Genomic DNA, 12,833 nt, shown 5'->3' on the forward strand with positions numbered 1-12,833 from the left:
AATTATCAAAACTGTAAGCAGTGAGTAAACTAACTACTGACGATAATCCCAAGAGTTTACATACATTGTGTTTCTACAAACTACAAATCTCAGATTTTAGTTTTTGTCTCAATTTAATATAAAATCTAAAACTTAAAATCCAAAATCAACATGGCAGACCTAACTCCTAATTCTAGTTTTAGTTTGACACTGCGCTTGCAGATTCCCAATCGTATAGGGATGTTGGCGTCGATAACCCAGGCGATCGCAACCACTGGTGGTAATCTCGGTCAAATTGATTTAATCGAGCAAACCCGCAAAGAATCTACCCGCGATCTAACTGTAGATGCTGCTAGTACTGAACACGCTGAAACCATTGTGCAAGCAGTCAAAGCATTGCCAGACATCAAGTTACTCAGTGTTTACGATCGCACCTTTAATTTGCATCGTGGGGGCAAAATCAGCATTACCAGTAGAATTCCCCTGAAAAGTGTTTCCGATTTGGCAATGGCTTACACGCCCGGAGTCGGTCGAATTTGTACAGCGATCGCTCAAGACCCAGAAGAAGTTTACAACTTAACCATCAAACAAAACACCGTTGCCATTGTTACCGATGGTAGTGCCGTTTTGGGTTTGGGAAATCTCGGCCCAGCCGCAGCCCTACCAGTCATGGAAGGCAAAGCAATGCTATTCAAGGAATTTGCAGGGCTGGATGCTTTTCCCATCTGTCTCGCCACCCAAGATACAGAAGAAATTATCCAAGCAGTTAAGAATATTGCTCCGGTGTTTGGGGGCGTGAATTTAGAGGATATTGCTGCACCTCGCTGCTTTGAAATTGAAAAGAGATTACGCCAAGAATTAGATATCCCCGTTTTTCACGATGACCAGCACGGTACAGCAATTGTCACCTTGGCAGCGTTATTTAATTCCCTGAAACTGGTACATAAATCAATGGCGGAAATTCGCATTGTGATTAATGGTGCTGGGGCGGCGGGAGTGGCGATCGCTCGGTTACTCCGTAAAGCTGGGGCAGAAAAAATCTGGATGTGCGACTCTAAAGGGATTATCTCTACTAGTCGCAGCGATTTAACAGAGGAAAAACTCGAATTTGCTGTGAAAGCTCAAGGTACGTTAGCAGGTGCAATGCAAGGAGCAGATGTATTTATTGGAGTCAGCGTACCAGGAGTTTTGACACCAGAAATGGTGCAATCGATGGCGAAAGATCCAATTATCTTTGCAATGGCAAATCCGATTCCAGAGATTCAGCCAGAATTAATCAGTAAAGATGTTGCTGTCATCGCAACTGGTCGCAGTGATTACCCAAATCAAATCAATAACGTCCTTGCTTTTCCTGGAGTATTTCGTGGTGCTTTAGATTGTCGGGCACAGACAATTACTATCAGAATGTACTTAGAAGCCGCAAGTGCGATCGCCTCTTTAGTTAAGCCTTCAGACTTGAATCGGGAACATATTATTCCTTCAGTCTTTGATGAGCGGGTTGTTACTGCTGTTGCTGCTGCTGTGCAACGTGCCGCACGGGAAGAAGGTATCGCCCAAAATTGATTAAAAGAGAATTCAGAATTCAGAATGCTTTTCCATTGGAGATTTAGACCAGTCACTATGAAAGTTGACCACCAAATTCAAAATTTGGTGCGATGTCTCACTGTTTATTCAGATGCTCCAATTCAATTCTATAGCTTGCTTCCCTGAAAGGGTATTCTGGCTCCTGACTCCTGAATTCTTTCTTGTTAACTTCAAATAATCACTTTTATGGGATGGGCGTCTCGCTCGTCCCTGAGCTTTTAGCCTGCAATCAATTTGTGCTATGAACTGATGTTAAACAAATGAGAATTGATGCATGATTGGTGGTTAGATGAGTTGGGGCTACCAGTTTAGGAGCAAAGTAACACATCTAAAACACCGTCACTTTGTCAACTGTTTGCAATGAAGTATCAAGTTGGGGACGAGTTTTTACAAGAACTACCACTGATTTTAGGGGGGCCAATCCTCAAACATACTGAGCCAGAGTCAGTGACAGTATGGGTAGCACTGAAACAGTCTTGTCAGGTAAAACTTAAGGTTTATGACACAACAAATGATGGTAAAGCACTAAAAAATTGTTTATTGGAGGGAGAACGCTCTACTGTTGCTCTGGGTAAATATCTTCATGTAGTTGCGATCACGGCTCGGTCTAAAGTTGAACATCGTCTTACTGGAGGTTGCATCTATGCATACGACCTCCAGTTTACTGTTGCTGACCAAACCACGCAAATGCAACAAGCATTATGTTTAAACTCCTCTTCTACAGTCAGCATCAGCTACTTCGATCATCAAAAACCAACCTTTGCTCTACCGCCAAACCGTCTTCAAGATTTGCAAATTGTCCATGCTTCCTGCCGTAAACCTCATGGTCATGGGTTTGATGCGCTGCCAATTCTCGACAGTATGATTCAGGCGTCAGCAAATCAACCCCAACGCCGCCCTCATCAGCTGTTCCTCACGGGAGATCAAATTTATGGAGATGATGTAGCAGATCCATCGTTGTGGGTTGCCACTACTCTTGGTGATGCCCTGTTGGGTTGGGAAGAACAACTGCCGATGAATGGAGTGTATTGCACTCCCCAACAGCTACCCCCTGGAGAGCGGGCTGATGCTGCAACAAATCAAGCTGGCTTGACCGCAGGATTACATAATAAAGCTGAGAAAGTCAACAGTCATCTTTTCAGTCTGGGTGAATATTACGCTACTTATTTACTAGCTTGGTCGCCAGTGTGCTGGCCGACAGCATTTCCCCAAGGAGATCAAGTAATGCGCGATCGCCATGCTATCAGGAAGTGGAACCGAGAAGTCCAGCATTTGCGCCAATTCATCTACACGCTTTGGAAAGTGCGCCGCGCCCTTGCCAATATCCCCATGCACAGCATCTTTGATGACCATGATGTTAGTGATGACTGGAATTTGAACCAAGCTTGGTGTTTGCGAGTACTGGGGCATCCCTTAGGGCGAAGAATAGTCCAAAATGCATTGTTAGCCTATACAGTATTTCAAGGCTGGGGCAATACACCAGGGCAATTTACAGAAGGAAAACCAGGTGAAAAGCTGTTGGTGGCTGCACAAGCTTGGTCAGCTTCCCAAGGAACGGATGCAAAGGCTGATGAGGCGATCGCTCGTTATGTAGGGATGCCAGCTAACGATCCCCATACAGACTTACCTATTTTAGTCCGAGACGGTTCAGTATTCATTCTGGATCGAGATCCTGAAGCACTGACTTGGAACTACATAGTCCGCAGCGATTGCCATGAAGTAATTGTGCTGGATACACGTACATGGCGGGGTTATCCAGCCGATCAAAAACCAATTGCCCCACCGATGCTGTTGTGTCCAAAGGCTTTTGAGCAACAACTACTTTTACCTTTACAACAAGTAACTGAACAAACTCAGATTCAAACTACATTTGTGATTGCGCCCACTAATGTATTTGGATTACAAGTGATTGATTGGATTCATCATTGGCACTTAAACCAGGAAAAAGTTTTTTCAACAGATGTTGGAGATGCCTGGAACATTAATGTTGAAGCCCTGGCAAAATTCCTAATTACTTTGTTTGAGGAACGTCAACAAGTCGTGATTCTATCTGGAGATATTCACTACAGTTCTGTTGCTCACTTATCTTATGCACGTACCCATTCCAAATTACAATCTGTCTTGGTACAGTTAACCGCTAGTGCATTGAAGAATGAAGAGATTTTGACGCGGCTGATTCATACACGATTGAAAGATTGGCTCCTCCCAGAAAAGATGCGACATTGGATCGGCTGGATCAACCCACCCAATATGGTAGAAATTTCCGAGAAACAATTACACCATAATCGTCAGCTGCTGAATGACCCTGACTGGCATTGTGTGCTGGAGTGGATACCTAGAAACAGTGTTCAGACTTCTACCTACACAGCAGATATATTATCGTTGATAGCTCCTTGGAAACGAGCCGAAAATGCTAAATGGAAATGGTTGCAACCCCTGATATTTTGGAAATCTCGTTGGTTTCAGGAAGGACGAGAAGTTGTTGGATTGAATAATTTAGCTGTGGTTCACTTTGAGTTAGCAGATGAGAGTAATTTTTGCAAAGTTATGCAAGATTTGTACTGGTTTTCTTGTTGGTATCCAACCCAAATTGTTTACAGCCGTTTTGAGAGCCAGTTAACGCCCAATCAGTCTTTATTACGATGATCAGCTTTGCTGTGTGAATGGAAATTTTAGTTGTATATGTGGGCACTCTAGATTTAAGAAACATACTGGAGAGTGATTTCTATGTCTACGACCCCAATTAGTGCAACACTGGCACAAACAGAGAGAGATGCTGTGTTGCAAGCGATTAGCACGATTAAAGAAAAGTTACCATTTTTAGTTGATTTGAGTTCCGACGATCGCAAGACTTTACCTAAAATGGGCGATAAAAGTCGCGCCTTTGTAAGCAAAGCATTAGAGGTGGCGGCGCAGAACCCAGAGTTTTTACCGCGATCGTTCGATTTGAATGAAATGCGAAAGGACGTGCAATTATTTGAAGCGTTGTATCCGGTGTTGTTATCTTTGACACAATTGCAAGAACTCGTGGATGATACTTCTTTGGCAGTGGGCAGTGAAGCTTATGCAGCCGCGTTGCAGGTGTATAGCTACGCCAAAGCCAGTGGGCAAGGGGCGGGTTTAGATACAGTGGTTGCGGAAATGGGAAAACGATTTACTCGTAAACCTGTAAAGCTGGAGCCTAAAGAACCAATGTTGTAGAAAATAAGTTGGTAGTTGCACGTCAAAAGTAAAACATTAGAGCTTCAGAACTTGAATGTTAGAGTTAAAAGCACGACATTTCGAGTTCTGAAGCTCAACATTCGAGCAAAAAGGTGCAACTTCCGAGTTCAGAGGTTCAACGTTCGAGTAAAAAGGTGCAACTTCCGAGTTCAGAGGCTCAACGTTCGAGCAAAAAGGTGCAACTTCCGAGTTCAGAGGCTCAACGTTCGAGCAAAAAGGTGCAACTTCCGAGTTCAGAGGCTCAACGTTCGAGTAAAAAGGTGCAACTTCCGAGTTCAAAGGTTGAAAGTTGAGATTTTGAAGGTGATGTCTACGACGGGCTACGCCTACGCAGAAGTATTTATCCCGAAAAATCATCTCTGAAGGGTCATTATTAAGGGTTCTAAAACTAGCCCTTTCAAGGTGACTCGTAAAATAAGATTGTTTTTTCTCAGCGCTCACCCAAGTTCAGAACGGTGGAAGCCACTGCTCTGACTTCTTTGTGTACCTCTGCGGTTTAAAAGTAATTTATCTAACTACTCCAGACCCAGAGAACACAGAGGTAAGAGGGTAAAAAGGGATTGATTGACCAATATTTTTACCCATCTTGAAAGGGCTTATCCTATTTGATTAGAATTCTACATTTTGGGTATTTCTTGAATACACCGTACCATGTTTATTTAACCTGATTTTAACTTATTCTTAAATTACTATTAAAATACGGTAAACTTATTGACTTTAAGTATTTTTTAAAACGTTAGCAAGGTAAGTGTGCTGATGCTCAAGACTCACGACCCTACACAAATCCTCATATTGTTAATTGGGGGTTCCACGCTGCTTCTTTATGGTGTAAAACAAGTTACTGATGCAATGGAGCGGGCATTGGGTTCACGTCTGCGGCTTGCCATGATAACGCTGGCGAAGCGTCCAATTGCAGCTTTTGTGTCAGGTATAATCGTAACCATGCTAACCCAAAGCTCCACAGCAACTGCCTCGGTGATGGTGGGACTAGTCAGCGCCCAGTTGGTGCCATTAGCAACCGCAGTGATCATGCTACAGGGAGCTGCTGTTGGCTCTACATTGGTAGTGCAACTGCTGGCTTTCCACATCACTGACTATGCACAAGAGTTCTTGGGTTTAGCGGCAGCATTTGCTTTGTTGACCCGACGCAAGGCTGTGCGGGATCTTGGGCGTGGCGTATTCAGTTTTGGATTGGTGTTGGAGGGTTTGGCGATGATTGACGCCAGTAGTGCCCCCATTGCCGATAGTTCGATTACGAATGACATTATGCAGGTACTCTCCCAGTCTCCCTTGGTGTTGATACTACTGGGGGTGCTGCTGGCAGCTGTGTTTGTCTCCAGCATCGCGGCGATTGGAATCGTAATGGTACTAGCTGGGGCACATGCCCTCCCACTGGAAGCTGCTCTGGCAGTAACACTGGGTGCCAATATCGGTACAACACTCATGCCGTTACTCACTGCATTGAACCGAGGCAGCGTCGTTGCCCGCCGACTAGGATTCATTTATGTTGGCACGAGGCTGGCTGGGGGAGTATTGGCGTTGGCATTGCTGAATCCCTTGGCGGTGTTATTAACTCGTCTGCTGCCCAATCCATCAACACAAGTAGCATTGGCACACCTGGGATTCAACTTGATCCTGGCGATCGTTTTTGTACCACTAGCAAATTCACTTGCAGACTTTGCTACCAGACTGCTACCAGAACCTGAAGCAGAAAAGAAACTGAGTGTGCGCTATCTTGATCCCAATGCGTTGACATTACCTGCGATCGCACTCGGTCAAGCAATGCGAGAAATTCTGCGGATGGCGGATTTGGCAACAGAGATGCTACAGCTTAGTATTCAGGCGTTTGAAGACGGGGTGAAAGATTTGCCTAAACAGATTGGGGCACTTGATAACCAGCTTGACGATTTGGAAACTGCTATCAAGCATTACCTAATTCAACTCAATGATGAATTACTGACGGAGGAACAGTCGCAACGGGAGTTGACATTGCTTTATATCAGTACGGAGTTAGAGGCAATTGGCGACATCATCGACCGACAACTCATGCGATTAGCTCGACGCAAACGACGCAAACAAATTGTTTTTTCTCAGCAAGAGTGGAACGACATTGTTACTTACCACGGTGATGTGCTGGCACTGCTGCAACAAACACTGACAGGGCTGGCTGCACAAGATCCAACGATCGCAGGTGAAGTTTTGGCGCAGCGGCAATCGCTCAACCAAATGAAGCGGGAAATTTATCTAAGGCATCACCAGCATCTCAGTTCAGGAGATTCTGTGAGTCTTAATGCCAGCTCCATTCATTTGGAGATGGTTAATGCGATGAGTCGTATTCTCTCCCACACCTGTAGCATTGCCCGTGTTATTCAGGGAGAGTTGTAATATTGTTGACAGGTTTGAGCAGAAGAAGCGATCGCCTTCTAACCCTCATCATCCAACCTCAAACCCCCAAGTTTTAACCTCAGAAGCTCAACATTCGAGCAAAAAGGTCGAAGTTCCGAGTTCAGAGGCTCAACGTTCGAGCAAAAAAGTTGAAGTTCCGAGTTCAGAGGCTCAACGTTCAAGTAAAAAAGTCGAAGTTCCGAGTTCAGAGGCTCAACGTTCAAGTAAAAAGGTGGAACTTTCGAGTTCAGAAGCTCAATGTTCGAGCAAAAAGGTCGAAGCTTCAAGTTCAAAGGTTAAAAATGGGAATTTTGAGAGCGATCGCCTTCTAACCCCCATTATCTAACCTCAGAACTGGAAGGTTGCACTTCAGAGGTTAAAGAGTTGAGCTAGAAGTTTAGAATTTGAGTTACAAGAGATATAGCTTACTGGCACAAGGGTTAGGCAATGAGTGAAACTTAGACCCCGTTACCGACAGATATATGGATTTGTGCTTCTTGGCAAGAGTATGAGCAAGCGATCGCTAACTTGCTCAACGAGAAGGCAAAGAGTTACTACTATAAGGGGCACATGAGGCTGGAGATGGCACCAGTTAGTTTTGATCATGGTAAAGATAAAGACCATGTTGTAATTATTTTTGCGGTAACTCTGTTTGCGGCACTTAAAGGAATACTAGCAACAGGTTTAGATACAACCACTTTTCGTAAAACTGGTGTTCAGGACTGTCAGCCTGATGTGGCATATTACCTCAGAGAACGCGCCCAAACTATCCCAGCAGGTACAGGAATTGTTAAACTTGATCGGTATCCTGCACCGGATTTGGTGATTGAAATTGCTAAAACATCTCTGTTGGATGACTTGGGTACAAAGCGATGTCTGACGACAAGCCGCTTTGCGTCTACGCTCTATGAAGAATTGGGTATTGCTGAATACTGAGTAGTGGATGTCCAAAATGCCGAAATTATAGCTTATGCGATCGCAGATCAAGGCAGTAAACGTATTCAAGAATCACAGGTATTGCCTGGATTGGCGATGTCTACGACGGGCTACGCCTACGCTATTTTAGAAGAAGCTTTACGCAAAGTCGTGAAATGAGTCAATCTGAAGTTGGAACTTGGTTATTGAGCCAGTTTCAGCAAAAGGAGGGTTGAACTTTGGCAGTTTGAAGCATTGTTAATTTTGCACAACTCAAATCAGATACTCGAATAGACCATGAATACTATCAGCCATATTTTTTGAAATTTGAATCTTTACTTACAAATATTTATAAATATGAACTTAGCTAATAGTTTTTTCAAAAAGATATACATCATCTCGTTGATAATCCAAATGAAAATTTGACTGATTTTTCAATATATTTACTAAGTTAGAAAGAGATTCTGAAGTTGCAGCCCAACCTGGATGGTGAACATTTAGCAAGACATAATGAAACTTATTCAATTCTGCAATATCTTGAGAAGGATTATATTTAAAACTAATCAACTCCCTGTGTGTTAAATGTGGAGTAATTATATCTGTAGTCAGAATACTATCCTTAGTTTTAACTAAAGCGATCGCCTCTTTTGTAGCTACCCAATTATCTATATTGTGGAGATATTTTGAGCTAAAGAAACCATATTTACCAAAAACCAAAAACCAAACTAAAGACCACAAAATAATTACTCGTCTTTGTTTTAACCATGCTTTACCTGCTGCTAGGCTGGCAATTAAAACTAAAAGAAGAAATGGAATTGCTGGTAAAGAATAATGTAAAACTAGATTTTTTTGTGAAGGATGATCAGCAAGTAAATTTAGTGCTATGCAAGGAATTATACTTATCAAAAGTATGAGATATTGTGGTCTTAAACCCCAAATAACAGGTAAGAATAAAAAACATAAATATTCTAAGTTTATAGTTGAAAAAAGGTTGTTAAAAATGATTTTGGGTTGAAACAATAATATTTGTAGCATTTCGGAAAATGAGTTTCCCAAATAGCTATAGCGATAAAGATGACGGTTAAGTAACGCAGCTTCGCTACCAAAATAAGGGATAATAATCCAGTTAGCAATCAAAAACCATATTGTCGCACTAATAATTGCGATCGCACCATATAAACGTCGCTTTTCAAACAAGAGTAACCAAATTCCCATCGCCACTACAGTCAGTGACAATACGGCTTTACAACCCAATACCACAAGTATACTGACGCAAAACCAAGCTATTTTTCTCGATCTAGCAGCCAATACTGCTGTCAAAAGTGTAGGGACTGCGATCGTATCTGGGTGAAAATCACAGAGATTGCTATTGTAAACCACCGGATACATTAGATATACAGCCACTATTGCAACTGCTAAATTTTCTTTTAAACCTGCTTGCAGCGCCAGAAAATATGTAGGTAAAGCACCTAATGCTAAAGCAATAGACTGTACTGCAAACAGCCAATAAACACTAGGATAAATTTTGTATAATAAAGCCAAAGGATATAAAATCCAAGCAGCATGATCGGCTAAAACATGAAAACCAAGTACAGAAGAAACTGGCGGTTTTCCTTGACTAATTAAGTAAATACATTGGTCAAAAAATGCTAAATCCCCAGATGAATTAAATAATTCGTGTCGGAAGCTGCTGGAGATAAATAAAATTAAGGTACTAATGCCAATAATTACTTTGATATTATTCATTTTTAGCAGTTTTTTTATTATTTCAATCTTACTTACCATTATTAAAACTTTTGATTTAGATTAGAGTTAAATCCAGTTTGTAATTTGGGATAAATCAGATCGCACTTTCGTACAACAAACCAGAGAGCAAAACCTAAAGGTACTGAAAATAACTGGATAAATATGGGAGTTCCTAAGTAACTAAATAATGACGCCATTTGCACCACTATAGCTACCCAAAAATATCGAGGAAAGTAAAAGGCAAAGATAATTGATAGAATATCGGCAGGATAAAAATATCTTTGGTGCATTTTGGGCAGGATATATGGCATAAACAAAACTGAAATGGTGGCTAAGTGTATCAATCTATCTTGAGTAATTTTTAATTTACTTTTATAAACAATGTATGCCAATAAAAATATTGCAGATACAGTTAACGTTAAACCTATAGGTACAACAATATTATAAAAATTGTTAGGAATCCATTGATAAATATTAGGTACACCTTTAGCCAATTCTTTGTATTTATTAGCTTGGCTAAAGTAAATTAATAGCAATTCTTGTATCGGTCTTCCCATCAACCAAGGCGGTAAAACTGCAATTAGATATACTGCTGGAATTAATGGTAAATAATACCAATGAATTCTTTTTTTGAACAAAAGAGCTAATAATAAAGGTGCTAAAAACATTGCTTGCAACTTAAAAGAAAGCCCCACACCAAAACTGAGTAAGGCAGAAATTTCTTTTTGAATACACAAAAAGTAAATGCAAGCAATCATCCCTGTTGTATAGATGCTGTCACATTGACCCCAGAGGGCACTATTATATATCACAGTTGGACTCAAAATAACTGCCAAAAAAGCAAAGATTGGTTTACTACCATCTGGGTATTTTAGTCGGACAATTTTGTAAGTTAAAAAGCCACAAATAAAATCAACAGCCATCGCAAAAAGCTTGATTGCGAAAATTTTTGGCAATCCAGAAAGCGGGGTGGCAGCAATTACAATCCAGTAGAGGTAGGGGGGTGTATAGTCGGCAAAACTATATTTAAGAGCGCTCAAACCGCCATGAGATGCAATGAAATCATACCAAGGCGCTAAGAAAGATTTATAATCAGACGATTGATTAGGAACACAAACCAATCGGATCAGCACTGCTAAGATAATTCCAATAGCTAAGTATCCAGAAACCGGGGATGGGAAAAAATTTAAGAACCTATTAAACGGAGATTTCACTAATTTTAATAATGTCTTGTCTGAAGTTTTTGTCATAAATTGTATCTATTATTCAAAAATGATGAAATCATGTCAAAGTATCTATTCTTTCAGCAAAGGCTGTTCAACACTTTGCTGTAGCATAAGACTGGTTTACGAAGCTGCTATGATGCCATATAAAGCAAGCTTTAGTGAGGATATCCTGGAAGTTCGAAATGATTATCCCGATTTTAGATATGCGTCTATTCCGAGAAAAAGAATGGTTATTTAGCCTACTAGTAATATCTCTATTTCTATGGCTAATATTTTTGGGAAACTCCCCTTTACGAGATTGGGATGAAGGTACTGTGGCACAGGTTGCCCGTGAAATTTGGCGTGCCCCACTTGGTTCAATGCATTGGCTTTACCCCACATTGGGAGGAGAACCTTATCATAATAAGCCACCCTTGATGCACTTGTTAATTGCTTGGACTTACTCTATTGGAGGCGTGAATGAGTGGACAACGCGTCTACCGGGTGCAGTGTTAACTGCCTTGGGAGTACCTTTGCTTTATTTGGTGGGATGTTTGCTTTTTAACCAAAGTTTACCAGCTCTGTTTAGCGCTTTAGTTTACCTGACGATGTTGCCTGTGGTGCGTCACGGAAGGCTAGCAATGCTAGATGGTACAACTATTACCTTTTTCTTGCTGCTGTTGTTTTGTTTGCTAAAAGCACGTCAGAATCGTCGGTATGCTCTAGGTGTGGGATTTTGTCTAGGGTTAATCACTCTCACGAAAGGAATGATAGTTTTGCCGCTAGGAGCAATCGCTTGTTTATTCCTGATTGCAGATCGGCAGTTTGCTTTGTTAACAAGCCCCTATTTATTAGTGGGAATGTTTTTAGGAAATGCACCTGCGATCGCTTGGTTTGTTACTCAATGGCAACATTATGGCGAAACTTTCTTCCAAGTGAACTTTCAAACACAAACCTTTGATCGCCTGACACAATCTGTTGAAGGTCATAGTGGGCCACCTTGGTATTATTTAATTGAGCTAATTAAGTATAGTTTTCCGTGGCTATTATTTTTACCATCAGGTTTTTATCTAGCTTGGAAAAAACGTCATACTACCTGGGGTTGTTTAATTCTTATTGGCACAATTATTTACTTAGTAACTATCTCTTTAATGAGAACGAAGCTCCCTTGGTATGTTATGCCTGTATATCCATTTTTAGCTTTGGCAATTGGTGCTAAACTGAGCGAAATTTGGCAGTACGGTCATTTTAAGGTGCTAAGTTTGACAATATTTATGGCTATTATTGCTATTGCTGGTTTCGGGGGTTGTGTTTACTTTATTCTTGCAAAGAAAGAGCCTATTTTAATAGTCATGAGCATTGTTTTGGTAATAAGCATGAGTGCAGTAGTCTGGTTAATTAGACAACGCGATCGCAATTTTATTCCAGTACTATTTTCTGGGATGTACTTAGTTTTAACGTTGTTGATGAGTTCGCAATCATGGATTTGGGAATTAAAGGAAGCTTTTCCAGTTAAACCAGTAGCAGAATTAATTCGGGCAAATGTTTCACCAGGAACAAAAATTTATACTTCTTTTGCTTATGGGCGTCCCAGTTTAGACTTTTACTGTGACTGTAAGGTAACTCCTGCAAATGTGCCAATTTTACAACAAATGTTATCTAATAAATCTTATTTGCTGTTAGACAATGGAGCTTTGCAGCAAATCAATTTAACTGGTAGTAAAATTATCGGATCGGCTAAAGGATTTACACTTGTTTCACCATAAGTTAAATATCTAAAATATCTTACTTTTTTAA

Annotated in this window: 11 protein-coding genes; 8 read left to right on the plus strand and 3 right to left on the minus strand. The window is 41.1% G+C overall.

The genetic code is table 11. The annotated features are described in order from the left end of the window. The first annotated feature begins 150 nt into the window (after positions 1-150). The 3 genes from V7K60_RS15450 to V7K60_RS15460 all read left to right on the plus strand — a co-directional run bounded on the left by V7K60_RS15450 (position 151) and on the right by V7K60_RS15460 (position 4,764). Complete coding sequence (locus V7K60_RS15450) at positions 151-1,542, plus strand: malic enzyme-like NAD(P)-binding protein (protein WP_334926748.1); 1,392 nt, start codon at positions 151-153, stop codon at positions 1,540-1,542. Between the two features lie 381 nt (positions 1,543-1,923). Further along, a complete protein-coding gene (locus tag V7K60_RS15455; protein ID WP_334926749.1) occupies positions 1,924-4,209 on the plus strand; it encodes a PhoD-like phosphatase in 2,286 nt (761 codons plus the stop codon). 81 nt (positions 4,210-4,290) lie between these two features. After that, positions 4,291-4,764, plus strand: a complete 474-nt coding sequence (locus V7K60_RS15460; RefSeq protein ID WP_334926750.1) for a hypothetical protein — start codon at positions 4,291-4,293, stop codon at positions 4,762-4,764. Between the two features lie 36 nt (positions 4,765-4,800). Here V7K60_RS15460 and V7K60_RS15465 read toward each other — a convergent pair whose 3' ends face one another. Beyond that, the gene (locus V7K60_RS15465) at positions 4,801-5,142 is read right to left on the minus strand and encodes a hypothetical protein (protein WP_334926751.1); all 342 of its coding nucleotides are present in this window, start codon (positions 5,140-5,142) and stop codon (positions 4,801-4,803) included. Positions 5,143-5,541: 399 nt separating this feature from the next. On the opposite strand from V7K60_RS15465, the gene V7K60_RS15470 reads away from it, so the two are divergent. The 4 genes from V7K60_RS15470 (at position 5,542) to V7K60_RS15485 (ending at position 8,265) form a co-directional block, all read left to right on the plus strand. Beyond that, positions 5,542-7,170, plus strand: coding sequence for a Na/Pi cotransporter family protein (locus V7K60_RS15470; RefSeq protein ID WP_334926752.1), 1,629 nt, complete (start codon positions 5,542-5,544; stop codon positions 7,168-7,170). Then, the gene (locus tag V7K60_RS15475) at positions 7,148-7,516 is read left to right on the plus strand and encodes a hypothetical protein (RefSeq protein WP_334926753.1); all 369 of its coding nucleotides are present in this window, start codon (positions 7,148-7,150) and stop codon (positions 7,514-7,516) included. The genes V7K60_RS15470 and V7K60_RS15475 overlap by 23 nt, the downstream gene beginning before the upstream one ends. 182 nt (positions 7,517-7,698) lie before the next feature. Further along, positions 7,699-8,106 carry a Uma2 family endonuclease gene (locus V7K60_RS15480; RefSeq protein WP_334926754.1) on the plus strand — a complete coding sequence of 136 codons (408 nt, stop codon included), beginning with the start codon at positions 7,699-7,701 and terminating at the stop codon, positions 8,104-8,106. 3 nt (positions 8,107-8,109) lie between these two features. Next, the gene (locus V7K60_RS15485; RefSeq protein WP_334926755.1) at positions 8,110-8,265 is read left to right on the plus strand and encodes a hypothetical protein; all 156 of its coding nucleotides are present in this window, start codon (positions 8,110-8,112) and stop codon (positions 8,263-8,265) included. A gap of 183 nt (positions 8,266-8,448) precedes the next feature. On the opposite strand, the gene V7K60_RS15490 is transcribed toward V7K60_RS15485, so the two are convergent. Continuing rightward, complete coding sequence (locus tag V7K60_RS15490; RefSeq protein ID WP_334926756.1) at positions 8,449-9,831, minus strand: DUF2079 domain-containing protein; 1,383 nt, start codon at positions 9,829-9,831, stop codon at positions 8,449-8,451. Between the two features lie 41 nt (positions 9,832-9,872). Then, positions 9,873-11,081, minus strand: coding sequence for a hypothetical protein (locus V7K60_RS15495; RefSeq protein ID WP_334926757.1), 1,209 nt, complete (start codon positions 11,079-11,081; stop codon positions 9,873-9,875). A gap of 179 nt (positions 11,082-11,260) precedes the next feature. Between V7K60_RS15495 and V7K60_RS15500 the strand changes: the two genes are divergently transcribed. After that, a complete protein-coding gene (locus V7K60_RS15500) occupies positions 11,261-12,802 on the plus strand; it encodes an ArnT family glycosyltransferase (protein ID WP_334926860.1) in 1,542 nt (513 codons plus the stop codon). Positions 12,803-12,833 lie beyond the last annotated feature (31 nt).

Source organism: Nostoc sp. (assembly GCF_036917555.1).
GTDB lineage: Bacteria > Cyanobacteriota > Cyanobacteriia > Cyanobacteriales > Nostocaceae > Nostoc.

Excerpts from the sequence above, each read along its gene's own strand:
- V7K60_RS15455 (WP_334926749.1), top strand. The coding sequence starts at position 1,924 with ATGAAGTATCAAGTTGGGGACGAGTTTTTACAAGAACTACCACTGATT.
- V7K60_RS15495 (WP_334926757.1), bottom strand. The coding sequence starts at position 11,081 with ATGACAAAAACTTCAGACAAGACATTATTAAAATTAGTGAAATCTCCG.
- V7K60_RS15460 (WP_334926750.1), top strand. The coding sequence starts at position 4,291 with ATGTCTACGACCCCAATTAGTGCAACACTGGCACAAACAGAGAGAGAT.
- V7K60_RS15465 (WP_334926751.1), bottom strand. The coding sequence starts at position 5,142 with ATGATTTTTCGGGATAAATACTTCTGCGTAGGCGTAGCCCGTCGTAGA.
- V7K60_RS15500 (WP_334926860.1), top strand. The coding sequence starts at position 11,261 with ATGCGTCTATTCCGAGAAAAAGAATGGTTATTTAGCCTACTAGTAATA.
- V7K60_RS15450 (WP_334926748.1), top strand. The coding sequence starts at position 151 with ATGGCAGACCTAACTCCTAATTCTAGTTTTAGTTTGACACTGCGCTTG.
- V7K60_RS15470 (WP_334926752.1), top strand. The coding sequence starts at position 5,542 with ATGCTCAAGACTCACGACCCTACACAAATCCTCATATTGTTAATTGGG.
- V7K60_RS15490 (WP_334926756.1), bottom strand. The coding sequence starts at position 9,831 with ATGAATAATATCAAAGTAATTATTGGCATTAGTACCTTAATTTTATTT.